The organism is Arthrobacter sp. M2012083, assembly GCF_000281065.1.
GTDB lineage: Bacteria > Actinomycetota > Actinomycetes > Actinomycetales > Micrococcaceae > Arthrobacter.
On the sequence record NZ_AKKK01000025.1, the window covers coordinates 36,187 to 60,733 of the forward strand.

At 61.8% G+C, this 24,547-nt stretch carries 24 protein-coding genes; 10 read left to right on the top strand and 14 right to left on the bottom strand.

Going from position 1 to position 24,547, the window contains the following annotated elements:
* Positions 1-9: 9 nt before the first annotated feature.
* From A477_RS0112365 to A477_RS0112380, 4 genes are all read right to left on the bottom strand, one after another.
* Entirely contained in the window at positions 10-1,146 is a 1,137-nt protein-coding gene (locus tag A477_RS0112365) for a right-handed parallel beta-helix repeat-containing protein (protein ID WP_017199301.1), read from the bottom strand.
* A 9-nt stretch (positions 1,147-1,155) separates the two neighbouring features.
* The gene (locus A477_RS0112370) at positions 1,156-1,383 is read right to left on the bottom strand and encodes a hypothetical protein (RefSeq protein ID WP_017199302.1); all 228 of its coding nucleotides are present in this window, start codon (positions 1,381-1,383) and stop codon (positions 1,156-1,158) included.
* Positions 1,384-1,435: 52 nt separating this feature from the next.
* Positions 1,436-2,128, bottom strand: a complete 693-nt coding sequence (gene deoC / locus A477_RS0112375) for a deoxyribose-phosphate aldolase (RefSeq protein ID WP_017199303.1) — start codon at positions 2,126-2,128, stop codon at positions 1,436-1,438.
* 115 nt (positions 2,129-2,243) lie between these two features.
* On the bottom strand, positions 2,244-3,131 hold the full coding sequence (locus A477_RS0112380) for an FAD-dependent oxidoreductase (RefSeq protein ID WP_017199304.1): 888 nt from the start codon (positions 3,129-3,131) through the stop codon (positions 2,244-2,246).
* 189 nt (positions 3,132-3,320) lie between these two features.
* Here A477_RS0112380 and A477_RS0112385 point away from each other — a divergent pair, with 189 nt between their 5' ends.
* The 3 genes from A477_RS0112385 (at position 3,321) to A477_RS22300 (ending at position 5,207) form a co-directional block, all read left to right on the top strand.
* Positions 3,321-3,917 carry a dihydrofolate reductase family protein gene (locus A477_RS0112385; protein ID WP_026005581.1) on the top strand — a complete coding sequence of 199 codons (597 nt, stop codon included), beginning with the start codon at positions 3,321-3,323 and terminating at the stop codon, positions 3,915-3,917.
* A gap of 63 nt (positions 3,918-3,980) precedes the next feature.
* Positions 3,981-4,412: a LexA family protein gene (locus A477_RS0112390; RefSeq protein ID WP_017199306.1), complete on the top strand. Its 432-nt coding sequence runs from the start codon at positions 3,981-3,983 to the stop codon at positions 4,410-4,412.
* A 240-nt stretch (positions 4,413-4,652) separates the two neighbouring features.
* A complete protein-coding gene (locus A477_RS22300; RefSeq protein ID WP_157367089.1) occupies positions 4,653-5,207 on the top strand; it encodes a site-specific integrase in 555 nt (184 codons plus the stop codon).
* Between the two features lie 427 nt (positions 5,208-5,634).
* Here the strand turns inward: A477_RS22300 and A477_RS0112400 are convergent, their stop codons facing one another.
* Entirely contained in the window at positions 5,635-5,976 is a 342-nt protein-coding gene (locus A477_RS0112400; protein WP_017199307.1) for a hypothetical protein, read from the bottom strand.
* A gap of 119 nt (positions 5,977-6,095) precedes the next feature.
* Between A477_RS0112400 and A477_RS0112405 the strand changes: the two genes are divergently transcribed.
* The 4 genes from A477_RS0112405 to A477_RS23320 all read left to right on the top strand — a co-directional run bounded on the left by A477_RS0112405 (position 6,096) and on the right by A477_RS23320 (position 8,363).
* Entirely contained in the window at positions 6,096-6,638 is a 543-nt protein-coding gene (locus tag A477_RS0112405; RefSeq protein ID WP_017199308.1) for a GNAT family N-acetyltransferase, read from the top strand.
* 285 nt (positions 6,639-6,923) lie between these two features.
* Positions 6,924-7,280 (top strand): DUF6984 family protein, encoded by a 357-nt coding sequence (locus tag A477_RS0112410; RefSeq protein ID WP_017199309.1) that lies wholly within the window; start codon positions 6,924-6,926, stop codon positions 7,278-7,280.
* A gap of 135 nt (positions 7,281-7,415) precedes the next feature.
* On the top strand, positions 7,416-7,832 hold the full coding sequence (locus A477_RS23315; RefSeq protein ID WP_157367091.1) for a hypothetical protein: 417 nt from the start codon (positions 7,416-7,418) through the stop codon (positions 7,830-7,832).
* Between the two features lie 306 nt (positions 7,833-8,138).
* A complete protein-coding gene (locus A477_RS23320; RefSeq protein ID WP_157367092.1) occupies positions 8,139-8,363 on the top strand; it encodes a hypothetical protein in 225 nt (74 codons plus the stop codon).
* A gap of 35 nt (positions 8,364-8,398) precedes the next feature.
* Here the strand turns inward: A477_RS23320 and A477_RS0112420 are convergent, their stop codons facing one another.
* Positions 8,399-8,812 carry a hypothetical protein gene (locus A477_RS0112420; protein WP_026005582.1) on the bottom strand — a complete coding sequence of 138 codons (414 nt, stop codon included), beginning with the start codon at positions 8,810-8,812 and terminating at the stop codon, positions 8,399-8,401.
* Positions 8,813-8,948: 136 nt separating this feature from the next.
* Between A477_RS0112420 and A477_RS0112425 the strand changes: the two genes are divergently transcribed.
* Together A477_RS0112425 and A477_RS0112430 are read left to right on the top strand one after the other, a co-directional pair.
* Positions 8,949-9,473: a barstar family protein gene (locus tag A477_RS0112425; protein WP_017199312.1), complete on the top strand. Its 525-nt coding sequence runs from the start codon at positions 8,949-8,951 to the stop codon at positions 9,471-9,473.
* Positions 9,474-10,211: 738 nt separating this feature from the next.
* Positions 10,212-11,510 (top strand): Y-family DNA polymerase, encoded by a 1,299-nt coding sequence (locus A477_RS0112430; RefSeq protein ID WP_017199313.1) that lies wholly within the window; start codon positions 10,212-10,214, stop codon positions 11,508-11,510.
* Positions 11,511-11,547: 37 nt separating this feature from the next.
* On the opposite strand, the gene A477_RS0112435 is transcribed toward A477_RS0112430, so the two are convergent.
* The 4 genes from A477_RS0112435 to nirB form a co-directional block, all read right to left on the bottom strand.
* The gene (locus tag A477_RS0112435; RefSeq protein ID WP_017199314.1) at positions 11,548-12,336 is read right to left on the bottom strand and encodes a hypothetical protein; all 789 of its coding nucleotides are present in this window, start codon (positions 12,334-12,336) and stop codon (positions 11,548-11,550) included.
* A gap of 260 nt (positions 12,337-12,596) precedes the next feature.
* Positions 12,597-13,754, bottom strand: coding sequence for a uroporphyrinogen-III synthase (locus A477_RS0112440; protein WP_017199315.1), 1,158 nt, complete (start codon positions 13,752-13,754; stop codon positions 12,597-12,599).
* A 12-nt stretch (positions 13,755-13,766) separates the two neighbouring features.
* Positions 13,767-14,801 carry a uroporphyrinogen-III C-methyltransferase gene (gene cobA / locus A477_RS0112445; protein WP_017199316.1) on the bottom strand — a complete coding sequence of 345 codons (1,035 nt, stop codon included), beginning with the start codon at positions 14,799-14,801 and terminating at the stop codon, positions 13,767-13,769.
* Positions 14,802-14,810: 9 nt separating this feature from the next.
* Positions 14,811-17,441 carry a nitrite reductase large subunit NirB gene (nirB, locus tag A477_RS0112450; RefSeq protein WP_017199317.1) on the bottom strand — a complete coding sequence of 877 codons (2,631 nt, stop codon included), beginning with the start codon at positions 17,439-17,441 and terminating at the stop codon, positions 14,811-14,813.
* A gap of 281 nt (positions 17,442-17,722) precedes the next feature.
* Between nirB and nirD the strand changes: the two genes are divergently transcribed.
* On the top strand, positions 17,723-18,085 hold the full coding sequence (nirD, locus tag A477_RS0112455) for a nitrite reductase small subunit NirD (RefSeq protein WP_017199318.1): 363 nt from the start codon (positions 17,723-17,725) through the stop codon (positions 18,083-18,085).
* A 5-nt stretch (positions 18,086-18,090) separates the two neighbouring features.
* On the opposite strand, the gene A477_RS0112460 is transcribed toward nirD, so the two are convergent.
* The 4 genes from A477_RS0112460 to A477_RS0112475 form a co-directional block, all read right to left on the bottom strand.
* The gene (locus A477_RS0112460) at positions 18,091-19,836 is read right to left on the bottom strand and encodes a phospho-sugar mutase (RefSeq protein WP_017199319.1); all 1,746 of its coding nucleotides are present in this window, start codon (positions 19,834-19,836) and stop codon (positions 18,091-18,093) included.
* 102 nt (positions 19,837-19,938) lie between these two features.
* Positions 19,939-21,561: a glycoside hydrolase family 32 protein gene (locus A477_RS22305; RefSeq protein ID WP_017199320.1), complete on the bottom strand. Its 1,623-nt coding sequence runs from the start codon at positions 21,559-21,561 to the stop codon at positions 19,939-19,941.
* A gap of 90 nt (positions 21,562-21,651) precedes the next feature.
* Complete coding sequence (locus tag A477_RS0112470; protein WP_017199321.1) at positions 21,652-23,250, bottom strand: glycoside hydrolase family 68 protein; 1,599 nt, start codon at positions 23,248-23,250, stop codon at positions 21,652-21,654.
* A 458-nt stretch (positions 23,251-23,708) separates the two neighbouring features.
* Positions 23,709-24,509: a purine-nucleoside phosphorylase gene (locus A477_RS0112475; protein WP_017199322.1), complete on the bottom strand. Its 801-nt coding sequence runs from the start codon at positions 24,507-24,509 to the stop codon at positions 23,709-23,711.
* Positions 24,510-24,547 lie beyond the last annotated feature (38 nt).

Sequence of the window (24,547 nt, forward strand, 5' to 3'; positions counted from 1 at the left end):
GAGTCCACATCAGCAGTTCGTGCCGTTGTTGGCCACAATGTTTCCGGGTGCGTCCTCGAGCATGATGGTGCCGGCCTGGCAGGTGACGTTGTGGGTCACAACGATGTTTTCCAGGTCGCCGTGAAAGTTGAGCCATGGGCCTTGAAGGTCGAAGAATTCGTTGTTAATGACCGCTACATCGTGAACCGCCGCCCTGCCGCCGTCGTAGTAACCGGTTTTGATGCCATCGGGAGAACCCCAGAACCGATTGCCATCCACAGTGATGTTGTAGATTTCATGCTCGCCGACGGCCAGCTGCAGTCCCGAGCCGTGGGATCCGCCCCGCACCACATTGTTTCTGTAGATCACGTCATACACTGACGCGCCGAGGGCTTGGGCCACAAGGCCGTCGTCTCCGTCGTCTCCCTGACGCTGGTCGACGGTGTTGCCCTCCACCAACCCTTTATGGGAGTCAGTGATGTGGATGCCGTCCAACTGATCGTATCGGTTGCTGCTGGTCACCAATGTGTGGTTATCACGGACGCAGAAATTGCTGCTGGCCACCACGGCGATGGAGTACGTGTAAGGATTGCGGGTGCTGACACCCTCCACCAAGGCATTGCTGGAGTGGCGGACGTCTATTAGATACTCATGCAGGCGTCCTGGCAGGTTCCCATCCAACTCGTCGCCATTTTGGTTCGCTGTGAGTTGTGAGATGGTGACATTTTGTGCGCCGTTGGTGGTGATCAGGGGGTGGCCGCCGAAAGGCCCCTCGAATTCAAGGAAGTCCGGGCCTGCTTTCAGGACGGTGCTTGGCCCGGCTCCCCTGAGGAAAACATTGCTCTTGATAACCAAGGGGCGTTCCAGGGTGAAGACGCCCTCGGGCAACTGCACGATCGCGCCACCACTCCTGGAGGCGGAATCTATGGCCCGTTGCAGGGATTTTGAGGTGTCCTCGGGGTCGAGATACCCCTCCACCGTCCATTCTTTGACGGTGACGGCCTTGCTTCCCAACACATCGCAGGAGGCTGACTCCACGCGTTCCGGTGCAGCCGGCTGACTGAGGGCCCTTGCTGAACCGCAGCCGGTGAGAAGCAGGGTGGTCACCAAGGACACGCCCAACAAAAAGGAATGGCCCAGGCGGGAGCCCGGGCCATTCAACGTCATCAGCGGGGTTTAGCTTTCGCCGGCAGAATCAGAGCGGCCAAAAACGGTCTGCGGGATCCAAAACGCCAGCGCGAACAGGCCGAGGCAGACGGCCATCGGCCACGGGTTATCGAGCGTGAGGAAGGACAGGGAGTAGATGGCACCCAGGAAGAGCACGATCATGACAAGGAACAGCACAATGCTGGTGCCCAGGCTGTTCTCTTTTTCAATGGGGGCGCTTGTGGCGTTCTTGGACATTCATTCCTCCTCGCCCCGCAGGGCTCAAAAATCTCTGACGGCAGCGGAAGCCTTAGTAGGCGGATGAACCCTGTTCACCCTTGACAATGGCAATTCCGGAGCTCGCTCCGATACGTGTTGCACCAGCAGCAATCATAGCCTGTGCATCGGCGAGGGAGCGCACTCCACCTGAGGCCTTCACCCCCAGCTCCGGTCCCACGGTCTTGCGCATCAAGGCGATGTCTTCAACAGTGGCACCGCCGCCGTTGAATCCGGTGGACGTTTTGACGAAGTCCGCACCAGCTTCCACGGCCGCTTCGCAGGCAATGACCTTCTGCTCATCGGTCAGCATGGAGGTCTCAATGATGACCTTCAGGATGGCATCCCCGGCGTGGACTACCTCGGACACGGCCCTGATGTCGTCCACCAGTGCACCTTTGTCGTTGGCGCGGGCTGAGGCCATGTTGATCACCATGTCGATTTCATCCGCGCCGTCCAGCACGGCTCCGCGGGCCTCGAAAGCCTTGACGTCGCTCGGGGTGGCGCCCAAGGGGAAGCCGATGACCGAGCACGTGAGCACGCCCGAACCTTTGAGGGCCTTGGTGACGGTCTTGACCCAAACCGGGTTCACGCACACCGACTTGAACTTGTACTCGACTGCCTCGGCGCACACCTTGAGGACGTCAGCCTCGCTGGCCTCCGGCTTCAACAGTGTGTGGTCAATGTAGGAGGCAATATTTGCTGGCGCGACGGCTTCGTTGCTCATGGGATCCTTCCGTGCAGGGCGTGGCCGGCCCGGTGGCCGCAGGGTTGTCACTGCCCGTCAAAGGACCATCTTGCCACATGCATCGGAGGTCACTGGGGCCGCCGCCAACGGGGCGTCAGGCCGCGATCAACGCCTGCTGATCGTCTTTGCCCGCACTCAAGAGCAGGCCTGAGGCGCACAGCATCGCAGAGGACTCGGCGGACAGAAGCAGGCCCAGTCGTAGTCCGTCGCAGGATGCGGCATCGCCAATCGCCCAGATGCCTGGTACGGACGTGGCGAGGTCGCGACCCACTGAAATGCCGCCGTCGGGAGCGGTTGTGAGCCCGGCGCTTTCGGCGAGGTCGTTGCGGGCAGTGCGCTCCTCGGCCAATACCACCAGGTCGCCTTTCATGCTGCTGCCGTCTTCGAAGAGGATGCCGGTGGCCGGCAGCATGGAACCCTGCGCACCCGTGCCGGTGCTGGCGGAAGGCACGACGGCGGTGGGGCGGAGGGTTGTGCGGACGGGGCGGACCCCGCGGGCACGCAGCACAGCCTCGGCTTGGCCCGCCGCCGGTCCGTTCCCGACGAGGATTCCCAGGGGACGGCGGCCCACTAGGCGGGTGACGTCCTTGACCGCTTCGCCGATGTTCGCGGCGTCGTCGATGGTGGAGTAGCTCAGGCTGGAATCGGCGCCTGCCACCGGCGGAAGGGCCGGGGCCGAGCCAGTGGCGATGACCAACTGGTCGTAGGAGAACTCCATGCCATCCACAGTCGTGACGATCCTGGCATCAGCGTCAACGAAGCTGGCCGCCTGCCCGAAGCGGACCGAGACCTGGGGAAGTTCGGCGAGTTCCAACAGGGCGTCCGGGCACTGGTCGCGGTTGCTGAGCACGGTGATGGTTCCGTGGAAAGCGCGCTGCCGGGAGTCGGGCGCTCCGGCAAGTCGCCGCACCAGAGCCTGGGCCGCTGGACCGGCGCCTGCAATGACGATGTGGAGGGAAGGTGCGGACGGGATGGCGGACATGTTTGGCCCTTTCGCTCAGGTGACCTGCTGTTGATCATCAGCGTAGGGGGCCGGCTTTTCGCGGGTGTTTCGCCGCTGTTGCCATCTTTAGCCGATCCGTAGCGTGCTGTTTACCGGCCGGTAATAACGTGGATCACATTGCGCGCGCGGACCGTTCTGCCGCGGCCGCCGTGGTGGCATGATGGGCGCATGAGCCGAGTCACGTGCGACCTAACTGTTTCCCTGGATGGATTTGTTGCCGGGCCCAACCAGCGCGTGGAGGAGCCGTTGGGGGACGGCGGAGAGCTCCTGCACAGGTGGATGTTCGAAGAGCCGGAGGCGAATGCGCCTGAGATTGAAGGGATTCTCGCGGCCGGTGCCTTCATCATGGGACGCAACATGTTTGCAGGGCCCGGAACCGGGGCGTGGGACACGGAATGGCGTGGTTGGTGGGGCGGGGAACCGCCATATCACGCACCCGTTTTTGTGCTCACCCACCATCGCCGTGAGCCGTTGGAGATGGAAGGCGGGACAACATTCAACTTCGTCACCGACGGCATCGAATCGGCATTGGCGCAGGCCCGCCAAGCTGCCGGGGACAAAGATGTAGCTATTGCCGGGGGAGCCCAGACCGCCCGCCAGTATCTTTCGGCCGGACTCATGGACGAGCTGCGGCTCCACATTTCACCCATGGTCCTGGGTGGTGGCGAGCGACTGCTCGACGGCGTGGGGGACCTGAAGCTTGAACAGGCCGAGGTACGCGGGACTGGCTTGGTGACGCATGTGCGGTATCGGGTGATGCGCTAGCCCAAATGTCAGCCACCCGCTGTACACTGAATTATCGAACATATATTCGAATAAAGGTGTGTTGTGGGCGTGATAGTCGGCCCCCGCGTGATAGATGCGGGCTTTTCCCTTATGTCTGTATTGCTGGCGCCTATCCCGGTGGCGGCGGGCTATCCGTCGCCCGCCCAGGACTATTTTGATGGTCGGATTGATCTCAACGAGCACCTGATCAAGGATGTCACCAGCACTTTCGTAGTGAGGGTGACCGGTGAGTCCATGGAGGGCGCCGGAATAAGCGACGGTGACGAGTTGATTGTCAACCGCGCGCTGGAGCCCAAGGACGGGTCCGTCGTCGTGGCTGTCCTTGATGGCGAGCTGACCATCAAAAGGCTGCGGGTCACGTCCTCAGGCGTAGTCCTGCAGGCCGATAATCCCAAGTACCCGGACATTCGCGTCCCTGCAATGTCGGAGCTGACCATTTGGGGTGTCGCTACCACGTGCCTGCATCACATTTAATGCGCGCTTTTCCGGTAAACGGGAACGCCCCCGCCCCCATGCCTGCGTTATTGCCCTCAGGGTACCGTTGCGAACCCTTGACCAGCTTGGTTTTCGTTCTGCCCAGAAGGCCAAATTTCCCGTTTAATGCATTATTAGTGCATCAGACGGGAGAATGTCGTGAGTCGACGCGAGATTCCGCAAGGAGCGTCGTCGCTACACATTGCAGCGGGGGTGGCGTTTCTTGACGAGGGGAACTCCGTGTTTGAGGCGATGCTGGATGGTTGGTCAATGCAGCAGCGCGGCGGCAGGAATCTGCGCGAGAAGAGCATCCGCAGCGCCGTCCTGAGGGTTCGCGATTTCCAGAGGTTCTGTGGTGAGTGGCCGTGGGAGTGGACGGCCGGGAGCATGGATGAGTGGACGTCGCATCTGGTCGCCGTGAAGCACCTGAGGCCATCGACGATCCGGGTTTACCAGTACGCGATCAAGGCTTTCTGCGACTTTCTTTGCTCTGAGCATTATGGCTGGGCGAATGAGTGCATGCAGCGGTTCGGCACGCACCCGATCCAGGTCTGTCATGAGTGGAACACCACGGCCCATCTTCAGAACTACGAGGGGCAGCCGGGCCGACGGCCGCTGACCCGGAATGAGCTGCAGCGTCTGCTCGACCGGGTGGACTCGCTGGTGGACGAGTGCCTGCAGTCGCGGCGGAAAGGGGCACTACCGGCTTATCGGGACGCGACGCTCTTGAAGGTGACGTACGGGTGGGGCCTGCGGATCAATGAAGCGGTGCAGCTGGATGTGACGGACTTCTAGAGGAACCCGCATGCCCCGGAGTTCGGCCAGTACGGGATCCTGCACGTCCGGAACGGGAATTTTGAGTGCGACTAACCTCCGGCCACTCGTAGTAGGTCCTGTACGGGATCTGAACCAACTCACCCGAGATGTGAATTTTGATGGGGGACGGAGACCGGCCGTTTGTGTCTTGGATGAGTAGCGACATAGTTGGATGGTTTGGACATGCCAGAGCACGGAGTGCGGCGTTGGCGTCTACGCGAAACTCCAAGGGCACGGCGCCGAGGAGAAGTGGATCCATTATGGACGACTCGTTCATTGGCTCATTAAAGCAGCGCCAAAACCCTCATCACCGCAAGGGATGCCTTCGCCGTCACTGGTATCCCATTTCCTTGGAATTGGAATTGGAATTGGAATTGGAACAGGGAGGGGACGCGGGCCGGAATGTTCAGCCATTCGTATCTTCGGAGATGGCTTCCAGGGCAAGGAGCATCGCGTGGGCTTCCTCAACCGAGAAGCGCGTGACAAGAGGCCACTCCCACCCGGCGCCGTAGTAATCATCGGTCACAGCAATACGAGCGATACGGATTGCTACTGGCAAGTCACTGATGTCCAAACCTTCTCCGCTATCCAGTGCATCGATAAGGCTGTGGCGCATCGAGTGGAAGGCGGTGTTATCCGCAAAGTCCAGCTTTCGAGCGAAGTGGTCCGACGACGACGCTGGGCCGCTCCAAACACGGAGCGCCGTCAGCAGGAAATGGCATAGGTCATCAGTAGGGTTTGTCAACACTCTGGTCACCCATAAAGCTAACCATGCTCCGTTGAGGGATGTTCCACTTCCTTGTGAGTGGGACGGTGGCAGTTTCGGTATCTCCCATGCTGCCCGGGGGCTCCGCGTAGAGTCTGAGAATGAATACCCTGGTACAGCCTGTACTCCTTGCGTCCCCTTACAGGCTCCGCCCGTTTACGGCAGCCGATGTTCCTGTGGTCCAGGAAGCCTCCAGCGATCCACTAATTCCTGCCATCACGACGGTTCCCACCAGCGATTCACGCCAGGCAGCTCTGGCCTTCATCGAAAGACAGCACCAGCGCTTAGTTGATGGCACCGGGTACTCCTTCGCTATTGCTGATTCCTCCTCTGATCAGGCGGTTGGCCAAATCGGACTGTGGCTAAATAACGTCAGCCAAGGCCGAGCGAGCATTGGCTACTGGGTGGCACCAGCCCATCGGGGGAAGGGAGCTGCTTCTTCTGCTTTAGGTGCCCTCGCCGCCTGGGGTCTTGCGCAACCTGGGATTCATCGACTGGAACTCTACGTCGAGCCTTGGAATGAGGGCTCCTGGCGCGCAGCCGAGCGCAGCGGGTTCGTACGTGAAGGGACGATGAGGAGCTGGCTAGAGATTGGCGGCCAGCGCAAGGACATGTACATGTACTCGCGCCTTCCTGCTCGCTAGGGATCACGCTTCGCGGACCTCGCTGCTCTGCCGCGGTTTCGGTGTTCCACTTCCTTGAAAGTGGGACCTCATTGACAGGCACACTCCCCACCGCGAAATTGATTGTCAACCAAGACTCTCAACTGCCCCTCGATGCCGCGCGGGTGCCCGTAGGGGGATCCCCTTGCGGGCTACCCCTTGCGCCAAATAGCGGTGTGACAACACCGCCATTTACCGCTGAAAGTCACAGCTTACGGGCGATCGTTCTCGGGAAATATCCAAGGTTCTGAGCAGTAGGATCATCGAATGAAGGAGCGACGACTAGAGGACGGTGAGGTCCTAATACTGTCGGTGCTTTTGAGCAGGGCGACCGAATGGAACCGTGGTCCTGTTGATCTTGAAGCGCTGAGAGTATCCGACATGGATGACGGGGGAATGGGCAGCCTTCGCTTCGCTTCGAGAAAGAGCCATCCTCGCTATGGACGAACCATCGCGGAAGGGTGGTTCAAAGACATAGACGGCATACCAGTCGCGCTGGCCTTGTATGTTGACCGGGAAGACGACCTCTTTGAGCTCGACAGCTGGAAAGTCGACTTCACGTCGCGGTTGAGGCTGCCGCATGATGAGGCCGAAGTTCGGGAAGGCCCTCCCAGTGGCAACTAACCAACGACTTGCCGGCAGTCAGCTAATCCAACCCCGCTCGGCGGAGAACCGCCTTACGTGTGCTCGGCTTTGCACCCAGCGCTACAGTTCACCGGACCGCGCAATTCATCCGAAATGTAGGTAGGGAGGCCGACGTTGGGAAAGTACTTTGAGCATGAAGTTCTTAGGAGCTTTTACCTGGAAGACAGCTGGGTCTTGGACATCAATGCAAGCCGAGGACAGTTTGTCATCACCGCAGAGTTCGTACTGACCGAGGAACACCCCTCATATGCCCCGGCACGCCCCGGGGAGCAATACTGCTACCGCAAGGGGGTGCTGGTGTTCGAAGGTGTAACAGATTTGACCTGGACGGGTCAGCTCAGTTCCCGGCCTTCGCGTGACCCGGACGGGTCCGTTGACTACGGCAATATCGACTCACTCACTATCGAGGGTGATCGTTACATCGCTGAAGGGGGGCTCGGCATAATCGACCTCCATGCTGCGTCCATCCGCGTGGCACTGGTATCGGACGGCACGATCCTCTCTTCGCCCGGCCCCGCTGCTGACCTGTAGCACGCGTCCGGTGAAGGACCCTTCACCGGGCGCTGTTGCGGCGGTCAGACTTGTCAGGGGCATATAGGAAGCATCGCCAACTGGCCTCCGATTGCAGATCCTCTCCCAGCTCTTAAGCTGGCCAAGGCTCCGGGCTGCGCCACCGGGCAAAAACGTGCTGACGGCCTCGGGAGATGACTGGTCGACGGACAGCCATTCAGTAGCCACTTTGCGTCCGACCTGCTCGCACGCTTCCTCCGTCATCGGGCCCCTTGGGTCGTCCAAGTAGTCGCTGACCTTCATCCAGATGGCGTACGCGGCACCACCATGAGAGCAATCGAAGAACTCAGCAATGAACTGACCGGCGTTATCCATGGTGACGTCATAGGTACGCCCGCTGTCGGGCTGAAGTACCAGCCGGGCTACCGCGGTCATGGCGTCCAGAAATTGCATCTCAAGTCGGTTGCCTTCCACTTCTCCTCCATTCCGATCGGGTCGGGCCGCCCTTCCCGGGGTGGTCGGCGCACAGGCGCTCACGTGATCCCTCCGTAGCGCAGGATTGCGCAGGGAGCCCGGTGAAGGATCCTCTACCGTGCCGGTCGGAACGGCCAATGGTCCGGATAGGTATGAGGAACTGCGACGACTTGCACAGCGTCCTCATAGACAAGTCGGCCGGGGTTGCGGGTGCGAAGCGTCATCCAGGGGATGCTGTGCCGGTCGAGTAGGTCGAGGTATGCCGCCGTCATCTCAAGAAGTGGCGTGGACTCGGCCTTGAACCACGACCTGGCACCAGGATTAAGTTCCAAGTCATAGCAGTCCGCCACAACAGTCGTCGGGTCGGCATATGCCGCAGAGGCGTGGGCGTTGGCAACGTGGAGCCATTGCTTTTCTTCTTCGCGCAAAAGCCCCTCATCTCTGAGCCCGTTGGCCATCGCGAAAACACCTGGAAATCGCCCGCGACGGTTAGGGACGGCACTTTGATAGCGAATGAAGTCACCCATGAAATGAGGATACTCAGTCACGGGCTACTGTCAGATCACACGTCCCGGCGAAGGATTCTCTTCCGCACGCACCGCCGGAAAACAGCACAAGCCGGCATCCGCATGAAGAGAACCGAAGGGCAATACAGTTTCACTCATGGCAATTTGGGACCTGGCTGACGAGCTGAATCATCCGCTGGACTTTCTCTTGATCCAGAACGGCTTCATCAGTCTTTTCCATCAGCAAGCGATCCTCGACGAAGCAACGTCGTGGCTGCGAAACCACGGCTACAAGGTCGTTAAGGTTGACGCCGGTGCCTGGCAATCTCAGGCTGACCTCCACCAAGACGTTGCCCGGGCTCTGGATTTCCCTGATTACTACGGCTCCAACTTGGATGCTCTCAACGATTGCCTCGGCGAAGTAGCCGTTCGAGCTTATGGATGGAAAGCAGCGGAAGCCGGGCTAGTTCTCGTGATTGACGGGTTTGAAGCCTTCGAAAGCAAGGACGCGTCAACAGCCCACCACGTCTTAGACATCTTCGCGAGGCAGGCAACTTATGCCGCGCTATTCGGCCATCGCATGATGTGTCTGGTTAGAACTGGAGATCCGCGTCTGGAGCTCCCTCTGGTTGGTGGCCTTTCCGTTGCTTGGAATCACCGTGAATTCCTCAGCGCCCGGTGAAGGATCCCCTTACGGGCAACTATCTCCGGGACCTGAGTCATAAGGGTCATAACCTAGGTGCCTCGTCTCCATAGAGTTTTGAGACGGTTCGGCCGCATAGCGCTGGTCGATGACTGGGGTCAGAGGTCGTCGACCGAGGGCGTTCCGTCCACCGCTCCCTCCTGCTAGAGGTACCTCCCGAGTTTCCAGAACCGCAGATTCTGCTTCAGCTGAAATTGTCGGAGCATGACCGTAGACTCAGGTATCGAACATATATTCGATTAAGGGTGTGTCATGTGTGCTGAGACGAACCTTCATATGATAAGCCATCAACCTCCCGCGATCGCGTTGAAAGCGGGGAATAGTGCACGATCGATAAACGCGTACTACCGACATGACTGTTTCCAGTGGGCGGGGCTGTCGAGTTTCGCACCACGAGCTGCGGTGTGAGGCGGTCGTTGTGGGTCACGCATGGTTTGTGCGTAGGTCTCCCTGCGGACCGTATGGCCGTCGTAGGCGGGGCTGAGTCTGGCGCACCATGCTTGCAGTCGCAGCACTGCCCGCCATGGCCCTGTTCTTCGGTGTGCTGCGCATGCCTGAGTCGCTGCTGCTGGCCGGACTTTTCCACAGTCCGGCGGTTGGGGTGTCTTCTTGTCGGAGGCTGGCGGTACAGTGAAGGCATTCGAATATATATTCGAATGCAGGGCGTGTCGCACTCTCGGATGCGGGCACGCATGCTAGTGCGAGCCAAGGAGGGGAATGTCCAAGCCAGCGCTCATGCACCGCATGCAGGAGATCGCCCACGTGGATATCAACTGCTTCTATGCGTCGGCGGAACGTGCCTTCAATCCTGCGTTGGAGGGCAAGCCGCTGATCGTCCTGTCCAACAACGATGGCTGCGCCGTGACCAGGTCGCCGGAGGCCAAAAGACTGGGCATCGGACTCGGGGAGCCTTGGTTCAAGCTTGCTCCACGTGCCAAGGAATGGGGACTCATTGCACTCTCAAGCAACTATGAACTGTATGGAGACATCAGCTCGCGGGTGATGGAGCTCCTGGCCCGGTACTCAGCATGGCAGGAGGTGTACTCCATTGATGAAGCGTTCCTCGGAGTCAAAGGGCAACCCGACGATCTGCTGGAGCTAGGGCGCACCATCAAAGCTGCCTGCCAACGACACGTGGGGGTTCCCGTTTGCGTGGGAATCGCGCGCACCAAGACGCTTGCCAAGCTGGCCAACAAGTGGGCAAAGCACAACCCGGCCTTCAACGGCGTGTGCCGTTGGGACTCCATCCCGGAGCCCCAACGCGAAGCACTCATGGCACGGCTCTCCGTGATCGAAATCTGGGGCGTCGCCACCAGGCTCACGAAACGCCTGAATGCCATGGGCATCTTCTCCATCCTGGATCTGGTCCGTGCCGACCCCGTGGCATTGCGGGACAAGTTCTCCATCGTCATGATGCGGACTGTGCTGGAACTTCAAGGCACCCCCTGCATTCCCATGGAGGAGGAACGGATCGGACGCGATCAACTGATCTTCTCCCGGTCCTTCTCCACACCCATCACCTCAGCGGCCGAGCTGCGGCAGGTACTGAGTGTCTATGGCCAGATGGCCAGTGCCAGGCTGGCCAAGCATGACCTGCAAGCCAAGCTGCTGACTGCTTTTGCCGCAACATCGGTTTACAACCCGAACGACAAATCGTTCCCCACTGTCAACGTCAAGCTGCCCATGCCCACCTCGGATCCGGTGCTGTTGACCAAGGCCGCGCACGCGCTGGTTCCAAGAATCCAGGAAGGCGTGAGGTACGCCAAAGCCGGAATCATGGTCACGGACCTCCGACCCAGCGGCAACCAGAAGCCGCTGGAAATCTTCGAAAACCGGCATGAGGAACGGGGCATAGGCCCTTTGCTGGAGCAGGTCAGCAAACGGTATGGTCGGGGTGCCATCGGTCTGGGCCATGCAGGCATCAAAGGCGGCCCGGATTGGTCCATGAAACGAGATATGCTCAGCCCCCGCTACACCACCAACTGGGACGAGCTTCCCCTGGTGAAGGCGGCCTAGCGTGTCAGCGGGCGGGATCGGTCATCGGATCAGCTGGTCATTTGAAGGACTTGAACACGATTGAGTCGAAAACGGCGCGCGCCTCTCTTATCAGCTCCGGATTGATCGATTCGTCGATATAGCCCACCGCAACAACAGCCCGCCGGCCCTCCAAGTCGACCACCCGGTAGGTCTCGTGTTCATTCTGAGTCGAGTACCAGTGTGTGCAGTGGTACATCATTTCTGAGTGGATGCAGAACTTGCCGCTGTCGCAGGCCGGGATGTCCACGTCGCCCTCGACGGAGTGGTCGAACTCGAAGCCGGTGTAATCGCCCACCATGATCTTGACAGGAGGAGTGCTTGCCGTTGACGATTGCGCCGCCATAGCCCTAGAGAAGGCCCAGTCCGCAGGACCGACATCGGCAAGGGCGCCCCTCCAGTTGCATGCGTCCATCGACACATAGAACGCGGACCCAAGGGTCAGGTGGACGGCCCATTCGGCCGGGTGATCCGGGTCATCCTTGCCCAGGCTGTTGCCGTCGAGAGCAGACCAGCCGCCTGGAACGGTGATCTCGAAAGGCTCCTTGTAGCCGTCGACGGGGACTAGATATGTGCCGGCGTCGATATCGCCACTCTTCGGCAGCGGCGGGACCGTGCGAGGGTCGCGGCTCTCAGGCAGCGGTGGGACCGTGCGAGCCTCCGTCATCGGAGAACTGGCAGACGGCAGGGATGCGTCGTCGGACTCATACTCGCACCCGCCGAGACATCCAATCAGTGCGATAGCCACCAAGGGCAAGAGATGCCGTGACCGTTGAGCGGACTTCTCGATGGGTGTCATGGAACTCATTGATCCACCAGGCCACTACAAGCTACTGTGAGGCCCCGCAGCCGGGTGGCCCCGCGGGCGGCCCCAGATTGGATGCCGTCGCCTCAAGTCTCCTCCGGCAGAGAACCCGTGACAATGAAGAGTTCGACCGAGAAAAGTTCGACTCGGCGGGATCCCGGGAAGTCCCGAGCGACGTTCTACAGGCGGTCAGGAGCGCTTGGGGATCAGCAGGGCGACATTTAGCTCCGCAAAAGACCGATGTTTATCGCCAACATTCACACCTAAGCCCGCAGCCGGTAGCCGCGCTTCACCACAGTTTCCACAAGTTTGCCATCGGGAAGGGAAGACCTGAGCCTGCTGACAGTCATGTCCAAAGCGTGTACGGAACCGCGGAGGTCCAGCAGGTCGGAGAGAGCTTCCCTGGACAGGACAGCCCCGCCCGCGCCGAGCAGCGCTCGCAGCAGCAGGAGGGGAGCCGGTGCAAGGTCCACCACCTCACCGTTGATCCGCAAGCAGCGTCCACGCAGTTCGATGGTGGCGCTCTTGGTTTCCAAGCGCCGCACGTGGTTCAGCGAAAGATGTTCGGTAACCAGCCTGATGAGCGCACCCATGCGGTAGCGATCAGGGATCAACGGGGTAAGCCCGGCGTCGACCAGCGGTTGAGCGGTGACCGGACCGACGGCCGCAACAGTTACCGGGCCCTTGAGTGCTTCGATGAGCTGGCGGTAGAGGCCCATTTCGTGTGCGGTGCTCCACATGGCGTCCACTGCCGGGGCACTGGTGAACGTCAGGACATCGAGGTTTCCGCTGACCACGGCTTCGATCAGGCGCGGCAGTTTGTCTTCGCCGTCGGGCTTCACCCAGCGATACGGCGTCACGGTCAGGACAGTAGCTCCGGACATACGGAGCCGTTCCAGCTGGCGGACGTCCGTGTAGCCGTGCAACTGGACGGCCACAGTCTTGCCGCGCACGCCCTCAGCCAGGAGCATGTCCACCAGTGTGGCGGTGGTTTCGTCACTGCTGATTCCGACGTCGGCAAGACCGGCTGCCCGAACGGCGCCGCGGGCTTTGGGGCCACGGACGAACATGCGGCAGGCGGACAGCGTGTCCAGCAGTTGCTCGCCTATTCCAAAGGAATCAGCGGCCTCACACCAGCGGCGCATGCCGTAGGCGGTGGTGGCGATGCAGATGTCCGGCTTGGCCTCGATGATGGTGCGGGTGTCCTCGATGAGGACCATATCCTCCTGCACCGGGGCGATCTTCAAGGCGGGGGCGTGCAACACGCTCGCACCGCGGCGCTCCAGTGCCTCAATGAGGTCGCGGGAGCGGCGGTGCGAGGTGACGCCAATGCGGAATCCGTCCAACGGCGCTTCTACGGTTTCGGCAATTTCCGGCGCGGCAGTAGCGTCCTGGACTTCGAGGGCACGTGCAACAGTCATGTGTTCTTACCTTCAGGCTTCAAGGAGCGAAGCCGCGAGTCGGCTCAGTTCAGCGGATGCTTCGGCATGATTCCGGTTGGCTTCAGCAACCCGGACCACCTCGCCGATGACCAACACGGCCGGGTTGCTGCAGCCGGTGGCTGCCGTTTCGATGGTACCGAGGTCAGCGATGGTGGTGCGCTGTCCCGGGCGGTACCCACGTTCCACCACGGCCATTGGCATGTCCGAGGTCATCCCCGCTCGGCGGAGCCCGGCCGCCAGCTGGGGCAGGGTGCCGATGCCCATGAGGACCACGATAGTTCCGCCAAGTCCGGCAAGGTGGGTGTGTTCCTTCTCCGTCAACGGGGCATGGCCCGATACCACGGTGAACATGTGGCTGACCTCGCGGTGCGTCACCGGGATTCCGGCTGCAGCGGGAACGGAAATGGCACTGGTGACACCGGAGATGACCCTCACCGGGACGCCGGCAGCAACACACGCAGCCACTTCTTCTCCGCCGCGGCCAAACACGTACGGATCGCCGCCCTTGAGCCGGACCACATTCTTGCCCAGCAGGGCAGCCTCCACCATCAACTTCTCGATGTCCCGCTGAGTCACCTTGTGAAGCCCGGGCTGCTTTCCAACGTCCACGAGCTCCGCAGAGGTCAGATCAGCCAGTTCCTGATAGGGAGCAAGCCGATCGTAAAACACCACATCGGCATCCCGCAGGGCGTCCACAGCACCCACCGTGAGCAGATCCAGGGCTCCCGGGCCTCCACCCACCAGGGTCACGTGGCCTTCGGCGCCCGGTGCAGGCTCGAAGGCAACGGGAATCCCGGCGTCGCGGCAGCGTTCCACCAGCGGCAGCCAGCCGGACCCGCCGTCGTCCACTACCGCCACCAGGAACGGGCGCTCGGGAAGCTGGCCGTCGCCCGGCATACCTTCCGGGGCGCTGAGCCGGTACACGTTGGCACCGGCGCTCTGGTAGCGGCGGACCGCTTGGCGGGCGGACTGTTCAGATCCCGTGACAAGGACGTCGCGGCCGGTGAGATCAATGGTGAGCTGCATGGTGAACCCCTAGTTTTCTGCGCCGACGGTTTCGCTGCGGACCGGGATAGTGGAAGCGATGAGTACGCCGCCCTTTTCCTCGTTGGTGGCCGGACGGATCTGGCCGCGCTCGGGAACAAAGGAAATGGATTCGTCCTTCTGGTTGGGGGCGTTGACGAACGAACGGAATCGGCGAAGGCGCTCCGGGTCCTTCAGGGTCTCGGCCCACTCGTCCTCGTAGGTGTCGATGTGCTTGGCCATGGCGGCTTCAAGCTCTTCGGCAATGCCCAAGGAGTCGTTGACCACTACTTCCTCGACGTGCTTGATGCCGCCGTCGAGCTCTTCCTGCCAGCGCGCGGTGCGCTGAAGGCGGTCAGCGGTGCGGATGTAGTACATGAGGTATCGGTCGATGTACTTCAGCAGGGTTTCGTCGTCCAGGTCCTTGGCCAGCAGCTGGGCGTGCGCCGGGGTGGCGCCGCCGTTACCGCCTACGTAGAGGTTCCAACCGTCGGCCGTGGCGATCACGCCAACATCCTTGCCACGGGCTTCGGCGCACTCGCGGGCGCAACCGGAGACACCCATTTTCAGCTTGTGGGGGCTGCGGAGGCCGCGGTAGCGCAGCTCCAAGGCGATGGCCATGGCCACCGAATCCTGCACACCGAAGCGGCACCACGTGGAACCAACGCAGGACTTCACGGTACGAAGGCTCTTGCCGTAGGCCTGTCCGGATTCGAAACCGGCGTCCACCAGTTCCTTCCAGATGTCCGGCAGCTGCTCCAGGCGCGCACCGAACATATCGATGCGCTGTCCGCCGGTGATCTTGGTGTACAGGTTGTACTTCTCAGCTACTGCGGCGATGACGCCGAGGCCCTTGGGCGTGATTTCACCACCCGCGATGCGGGGAACCACCGAATAGGTACCGTCCTTCTGCATGTTCGCCAAGGCGCGGTCGTTGGTGTCCTGCAGCGCGCCGCGACCAGCATCCAGAACGTAGGCGGAGTGCTGGCTGGCCAGGATGGAAGCAATGGTCGGCTTGCAGATATCGCAACCCGCGCCGGTGCCGTACTTGGCCATGATGTCTTCGAAGGAAGTGAGCTCAAGGACGCGGATGGCATCGAAGAGTTCCTGCCGGGAAAGGCTGATGTGCTCGCACAGTGCCTTGGAGACCTCAATGCCGGACTTCTTCAGTTCGCCTTCTAGGAGCTTCTTGAGCATGGGAACGCACGAACCACACTGGGTGCCGGCCCTGGTGCAGCCCTTCAGCTCGCCGAGCTCCTGCACGGGGGAGTTGCCCTCGCAGGCACCACAACCGTTGATGGTGTCACGGATGGTTCCTGCGGCTACGTTGTTGCAGGAGCACAGGATGGCATCGTCCGGAAGCTCGGTTTCAGGAGCCTCGCCACCGCCCGCCGCGCTCAAGTAGGCGCCCGGTTCGGCGGACAGTTCGCGGCCCAGAAGCGGGCGGAGGCTCATGTACGGGGAAGCGTCGCCCACGAAGATGCCGCCCAGGAGGGTCTTGGCATCATCTGTGGTGACAATCTTCTGGTAAACGCCACGAGCCGGGTCGGCGTAGACAATTTCCAGGGAGTGCTCGGTGCGGGCAAACGCGTCGCCGAAGCTTGCCACGTCAACGCCGGACAACTTGAGCTTGGTGGCAGTGTCGAAGCCCGGGAACGTCGCTGCTCCACCGTGCAGGCGGTCAGCAACGATCTCGGCCATCGTGTTGGCAGGAGCCACGAGCCCCAGGCACATGCCCTCGAAGTTGGCTACTTCGCCGATAGCCCAGATGCCCTCCACTTCCGTGGCGCAGAAATCGTTGATGACAACGCCGCCGCGCTGGCCCAGGCTAAACAGCTGCTCTTCGCCTTCTGCCGCGCGGAAGAGGTCGTCACGGGGCTTGACGCCGATAGCCACGATGACGAGGTCTGCGTCGATGGTGCGGCCGTCAGCCATCAGGACACCGGTGACGTTGCCGTCGTCGTCCGTGACTACCTCGGAGGGGAAGACGCCACCGTGGACTTCGAAGCCCTTGGCCTCAATCAGGCGGCCGAGGGCTTGGCCGGCACCCTCATCCAGCTGGGTGTTCATCAGCCATGGTGCGCCATTGATGACGATCGGTGTGGCGCCCAGCTGTTCGGTACCGGCAGCAGACTCAAGTCCAAGCAAGCCACCACCAATGGTGACCGCGTTGACTTTGCGGCCGAGCTTTTCGCGCAGCTCGGCGATGGCCTTGTTGATGGCCCAGACGTCCTCGAGCGTGCGGTAAACGTGGGTGTGCTCGGAACCGGGGATGGGGAGTCGGGCCGCGTCGGAACCCGAAGCCACCACCAGGTGGTCGTATTCGTACTTGTTGCCGGCGGCGGTGAGGACGCTCTTGGCAACGGAGTCGATCTTAACGGCGCGCTCGCCGGTGACCAAAGTCAGGGCTTCGTGGTCCCACATGGACGCATCGCCCAAGGTGAGGTCCACGCCGGTTTCCGTGAGGGCCTTGCTCAGCGCAACACGGTCGTAGGGGAGGTGCGCCTCTTCGGTCAGCACCGTAACCTGCCAACCTTCAAGTCCGCGATTGAACATGGCATCGGCGAAACGGTGGGCAGCGGGGCCGCCGCCGACGACGACGATGCGGCGCGGGTTCTCTGTACTTGAAGTGTGTCCGGTCACTGGTGGGCCTTTCGCAGATGTTGCAGACGGATCTCCGCAACTTGTGGTTCCAGCCTAGGGACGGGCAGTTTCGCTTCAGTTTCCCTTATGTTTCGTGATCTTAACTTCTGCATCACGAACGCATTTCGTGAGGTGTGAGGTCTCTTTTACGCGTTCGACACAAACACGGACACCCGATGAAACACCCGGGTCCTAGCTTGGAGTAGTGGCCGCAAGTGTGGCCCGGTCCGGGGGAGTGACGGTGGAAAAGCCAGCACCCGGACACAGTGAGAGGGGCTGAAATGACCGTAATTCTGGACCGTGCCGAGGACCTGACCACAACCGCCACGTGGCATCGTGTTTGCCCGGTAGACGAACTCGAACTGGCTTGGGGCGAGGCTGCACTGATCGCCGGCCGTCAGGTTGCGCTGTTCCGCACAGCGCCCACCGAGGTCTTCGCCGTGGCACAGCAGGACCCGGCGACGCTCGCCAACGTTATGGCCCGGGGAATCATTGGATCCCGGGGAAGCCGGCCGACCATCGCATCGCCGCTGCACAAAGAGGTCTACGACCTCGAAACCGGTGAATGCTTCACCAATCCGGAACTCAAACTCGACGCGTTTGCCACCCGTTTGGTGGATGGCTTCATCGAAGTTGAACTTTAAGAGTCCTACAAGCCCAAGGCTTCGCGGACGTCCCTGAGGACATCGTCCAGGGACGTCCGCGCTGCCTGGCGTGCCGCTGGAAGTTCGGCCGCGGATTCCACGGCCTGGATGACTTCCAGGTAGCACTTGAGCTTGGGCTCGGTGCCACTGGGACGGATGATGACGCGGCTTTGGTCCCGGGTCAGGTACAGCAGGCCGTCCGTGGGAGGCAGGGTTTCGCTTCCTTGTGCGAGATCGGTTGAAACCTCGACGGCGGAGCCTCCGAACGCTTCGGGCGGGTTGACCCGCAGGCGGTTCATCATGGCATCGAGCAGTCCCAAATCGGCTACCCGGATACTGAGTTGGTCACTCGCATGCAGTCCGTGCACCAGATACAGGTCATCCAGGGTGTCGAAGATCGTCTTGCCTTCGGCCTTGGCCGTTGCGGCGAGTTCCGCGATCAGCACAGCCGCCGAAATGCCATCCTTGTCGCGCACCAGGTCAGGCGCGACACAGTAACCCAGTGCTTCCTCGTACCCGTAGGTGAGGCCGGGAACCCGCGAAATCCATTTGAAGCCAGTGAGTGTTTCTTCGTGGGCGTAACCCGCTGCGGCAGCGATGCGTGAGAGCAGTCGGGAGGACACGATGGAGTTGGCGAAGACTCCGGTCTGCGGCTCATCCCCGGCACCGGCAGCCATACGCGCCACTACGTGAGCACCCAGCAGCGCCCCCACTTCGTCACCGCGGAGCATCCGCCAGCTTCCCGTTGCTGGATCCAACGCAGCCACCGCGGCCCGATCGGCGTCGGGGTCATTCGCCAAAACGATGTCCGCATCCGAGTCCGCAGCAGCGGCAAGGGCCAGGTCCAGCGCCCCGGGCTCCTCCGGATTAGGGAAAGCGACGGTGGGGAAGTCCGGATCGGGCTCGGCCTGTTCGGCCACGAGCGTGACATCGGCGAAACCGGCGGCGTTCAGGACGGAGACCGCCGTTTCACCGCCGACACCGTGCATGGGCGTTAGGACGATCTTGAGGTCCCGCGCCGGGAAGTGCTCCCTATCCACCAGTCCCGCCATGGCAGCTTCATATTCTGCGGCGATGGACGTAGGCAGCACAGTCCAGCCGTTTTCTGCCAGTTCAATCGAATCCAGCGCCCCTACGGCCTCAATCTTTGCCGCGATCTCAGCGTCGTACGGCGCCACGATCTGAGAACCGCGCCCGCTCTCGGATACTGCATGGCGTCCAAGGTAGACCTTGTAACCGTTGTCCTGCGGCGGGTTGTGGCTGGCTGTGACCATGACACCGCCGTCGCAATCCAGTGACCTGACCGCGTAGGCGAGCAACGGCGTCGGAAGGGCTGCCGGCATCAGGAAGGTTTCGATGCCCGCTGCCGTAAAGATCGCAGCGGTTTCCTGGGCGAAGATGTCCGAGTTGTACCGGGCATCGAAGCCGACGACGGCGCGCGGCCGGGTGCCCGGCGCAGCTGCGGCTACCGATTCGGTGAGGAAGGCCGCCAGGCCTGCAGCTGCCCGACGGACAACAACGCGGTTCATTCGGTTGGGGCCCGGGCCGAGCGCTGCGCGGAGGCCTGCTGTGCCGAATTGCAGGGTGCCGCTAAAGCTGTCGCCCAATTCCTGGGCTGCTCCCGCATCACCGCCGCTGGCAAGCTCGGCCAACTCAAGGAGAGCAGCCGACGTCGCCGGGTCCGGGTCTTGGGAAGCCCAGTGGCGGGCGTCGGTGAGCAGCTGTTCAAATGCGGCATCGCTGGATGTCATAGGGACAAAACTATCCTCAATGCGTCCCTCCCGGGCAACGAGGAGTGAGATCCATGCCTCAAGAGCGGTTGTAAAGGGTGAGATCCCGCGCGTGGGCGGCCCTTAAAGAACCCGGGACGTGACAGTGAAGTCCGTGTCGCCCTCCATGCTGAAGGCCGAGGCGCCGGTGTTGTCCCAGTCAGGGAAGAACGTGTCCGAAATGACCGCAGTTCCTCGCGCAGCGAAGACTTCCACCGAGGACGAATCGAGGAGGATCGTGAGATGGACCTTGCTGCCGGGGGAAGGCAGGGCTACTTCGTGAAACGGGCTGAACTTTTCGGAGAAGTTGCTGGTTCCGGCTTTTGCCCGGTCCACCCTGACACTTCCCGTTTCCCTGTTATACGAGATCCGCAGTCCGGTCTCGGAAGCGGAGGATGAGTGGCGGAGGAGAACACCAGCTTCACGCGCCGACTTCAGGTCCATGTCCAGTTCGATCAGCTGGGTGCGTCCTCTGAACTCCTGGCCAAGGTCCTGGGGCGAGGAGCCAACGGTGAGGTTTTTACTGTGCACTTCACCGGAGCGGTCCAGCGTTTCCCGCGCCGCACCGGCTATGGCAGACCGGAGCTCAAGCCGCTTCTCACCGCGAACCAAGGTCAGCTCGCGGGGAATTGCCATGGAGCCGCGCCATGGAGTGGTGGGCACATCCTGGGCGTAGTCCCAGTTGCCCATCCATCCCAGGAGAACGGGCTTGTCCCCGGGCGCGCCGGAGATGGAGTTTGCGGCGTAGTAGTCCGCGCCGTGGTCCAGCCACTGGGACTCGGTGAGCGGGGCGCCGGGGGCTGCGGCATTTTCCGCGGTAAAGCGTGTCCCATCGAATTCGCCCACGAAATACTGCATTCCCGAGCCGCCCGCAATGCCGCCGGGGTTGATGCTCAGCAGCATGACCCACTTCTTTGCCGTGGAGTCCTCCACGTCCATGTGGATGAGTTCCGGCACCTCCCAGAGGCCACCTTGGGCGCCGACGCCGGAGAAATCGCTCAAGTATTCCCAGCGGAGCAGGTCCGTGGACTTGAACATCTTGACTACCTGGGCGTCGGCCACCACGGTGGTCATCACCCAGTAGCGGCCGGGTTCGTACCAGGTGATTTTGGGGTCGCGGAAGTTGTTGTTGGTGGGTGCAAGGTTCAGGACCGGGTTTCCCTGGTACTTCTGCCACGTGGTCCCGTTGTCCAGGCTGAACGCGACGGATTGTGCCTGGGCGCCTTGCGGCAGCGCGCCGTTCTTCCCGTAGGCGCTGGTGTAGAGGGCGACCATGGGCGGGTTCTCTGCCGAGCCGAGACCGGAGGCGTTGTTCTTGTCCATCACAATGCAGCCGGAGAAGATTTCCTCTTCGGGGCTCGCCTCCATGGCCACAGGCTGCTGCTCCCAATGCACCAGATCCTTGCTGGTGGAGTGGCCCCACGACATGTTGCCCCACGAGTTGCCGCGCGGGTTGTACTGGTAAAAGGCATGGTAGGTGCCGTCGTGGTAGACCAGACCGTTGGGATCGTTGAGCCAGTTTTTCTCAGCCGTCAGATGCGCGAGGGGCCGCCATGGGTCCGAAGGGGACGGCCGGTGTCCGCCCGGGGCGGGAACCGGCGTCGGGCTGTCAGTTTGCGTGCAGGACGCGGCGGAAAAGGCGACCACGACGGCGGCGCTTGCGGCCAGCATTTGGCGGCGGGACAGGTGGGGGCTGGGAAAAGTCATGGGGAGATCCTGGGGGTTGGGGGTAGCAGGGGTGCCCGTCCTTGTGGGTCCGGCACCCCTGCCGTGGCCTGTCGGCCGGGGTGTTACTGCTTACTTGTAGAGGCCCTCGCCGCCAACGCGAACGTTGGTGGGAAGGTAGCCGAACGGGCCAAGGCCGTTCTGGCCGAAGCTGCGGTCAACCTGCGTCACGCCGCCCTTGAAGTTCATCTTCACGGTGGGGGACAGGGAGCCGCCGCGGACGCCGTCCACGTTGTCGATGAAGGACTGGACCAGTCCGCCAGGTTGCACGTAGTGCGAGTAGGCCTGGAACTGACGGCCGTTCTGTCGTGGGTCCGGACCCTCCGGCGCGTTGGCCGGCATGTTCAGGTCCGTGGGGGAGCCCAAAGCCAGGCCGCTGTTGTTGACCGGCTGGTAGTCGGACCGGACGCCGTCGCCGACGAAGCCGTACACGCCGTCGGGGCCGCGCATTCCATCTGCATACGTGAACTGGTGGCTGATGGTGAACAGGTAGTACTTGTTCTTGCCGTTCTCGTTCTGGATGTAGATCTGCGGACGTTCAGTCTGGTCGTTGACGCAATTGGCCGAGAGGATCGGCGGCAGGAAGCTCCACTTGGTGAGGTCCTTGTTGTCCGCCACGGCGAGGCCCACGTTGGCAGTCTGGTACCAGGCGCCGGTGCTGTTGACCTGCGCCACAGTCTCGGCGTTGGGGTCGCCCGGCTGGTAGCCGAGGTCTTCCTGCTTGCACTTGTAGGAGCCACGGGTGCCGCCGGTGTTGCCTTCGAAGACCATGAAGGTTTTACCCGGGTGGGCGGGGTCCGCAAAGGTGTACGGGTCACGGAACGCGAAGCCGGGGTTCTGGGCTTTGTTCTGGTACAGCTTTCCGTCCGGCTCCAGCAGTTTGGTGTGCTGGAAGCCGTCGAAGGTCACGCCGTCCTTGTTGGCGTGGATGTTACCCAGTGCCTTGGCGATTGCAGCGTCCGGAGCGATCCCGCCGCCACCTGCATTCCGCTCGGCGACGTCGTAGAACGTGGTGGCGGTGTAGAAGACGTTGATCTTGTTGCCCTGCATGAGGCGCGTGGAGCCTGACCACTCCGTATTGCCGATGGATGTGTTGTCCAGGAACAGGTGTCCGCCGTAGTTCCATTTGTCCTTGGCGGGATCAGCGTTGGTCTTGCGGAAGAAGTAGCCGATCCTGGCGTTCCAGTGGCGCTGGTCGAAGCCATAGCCCGCGTGCCTGTCAGCAACCAGGGAGAAGATGACATCCCAGCCCTTGTAGCTGATCTGGTTGGCGTTTTCGTCTGTCAGGGACCACGTGTCCCAAACCCAGACGTCGTCGTTCATGGCCGGGAAGTCCTTGGGGATTTCCGGCATGGTGACGTTGGGGCTCATGGAGTTCTCGCCCGGGGCAACGTTGGGGTTGCTCTGGGCCATGATCTGCTTGGCGTCGGCTCGCGTCCACTTGGACGTGAAGTCAGCTGCCGGATCGTACGCCTGCTGGGTGTGCGTCGTTGGCAGCGGGAAGCCGGGCGTGGGCGCCGGCATGGTGCTCGACGGCGGGTCGGCCGGCAGGTTGGCTTGCGCGGCCGGCGTCACCAGCAGGATGCTGCCGGCCACGCCTGCCGCCGCTGCGAGGGCTACTGCCTGTCGCAGCCGGCGGCGCGGCCGTGGAGGGGTTGAGTGCGTGTTCATGCTTGCTCTTCTCGCGGAGTGTTGGACTTCGTGGAGTGGGGCGCATGCCCTGACCCCCTGTTGGGGGTTCTCTACTCAGGCGTCCGTCGATCCGCTGTAGGCGTCATCGAAGGACGCCATCGTTTCGAGGTGCGGGGAAACCTTGTAGCTATCCGCCGCGGTGGTTCCGGCACGTCGACTTACCGGAACACTCCCACGCTAGACACGTGTTAGGTCTGAGGGCAAAGGGCATTTCAGGGGCCTTCCCGGTTACTCGTCAGTAATTGCGCAAGCGCTTACATTGGCAACGTGCGCGCGTGACACATCCGGGCGGCCCCAATCAAATGTTTCGCCACAAATCAGATTTAAGATGAGAATTTACTGTGCGTTTACTTCTCCTCCGAAGTTGTTAGCGCAAACCCTTAAAGAGCGATGCGGGGTCACCGTGGACGGTGACCCCGCATCGCAGATGGCAGTGACTAGAGCTTGGCTATGATCTCCGCCAGAAGCTTGGAGATCCGCCGACCGGCTGCGTGACCTGCTTCAAGGACTTCCGCATGACTCAGGGGAACCGGGCTGATGCCGGCTGCAAGGTTGGTGACAAGGGAGATGCCAAACACTTCCATCCCTGCGTGGCGGCCGGCGATGGCTTCCAGCGCTGTGGACATGCCCACCAAGTCTGCGCCGATTCGCTTGGCGTACTGAACCTCTGCCGGCGTCTCGTAGTGCGGGCCTGTGAACTGTGCGTAAACCCCTTCCTGCAGGGAGGAATCGACTTCACGGGCGAGGTCGCGGATCCGTGAGGAATAGAGGTCCGTGAGATCAACGAACGTTGCGCCCTCAAGCGGTGAGGTTGCGGTGAGGTTGATGTGGTCGCTTATCAGCACTGGAGTTCCGGGGGCCCAATCTTCATTGAGCCCGCCACAACCGTTGGTGAGCACCAGCGTCTTGCACCCGGCCGCTGCGGCCGTGCGTACGCCGTGGACGACGGACCGCACGCCGCGGCCTTCGTAGTAATGCGTCCGGGCACCTAGGACCAGGGCTCGTTTGCCCTCCTTGGTGAGGACGGAGCGGATGGTGCCCACATGGCCCACCACCGCTGGTTTGTGGAAGCCGGGAACCTCGGAGGCGTTGAGGGTGGCGGTGGTTTCGCCGATCAGGTCGGCGGCCTCCGCCCATCCGGATCCGAGCACCAGGGCTACGTCGTGGGACTCGACGCCGGTCTCCGCGGCGATGAAGTCAGCGGCGGCCTGCGCGGCCTCGAAAGGGTCAGTGTTCATTAGCTCAGTGTTACTCACTGGTACAAGCTACCCTGCGG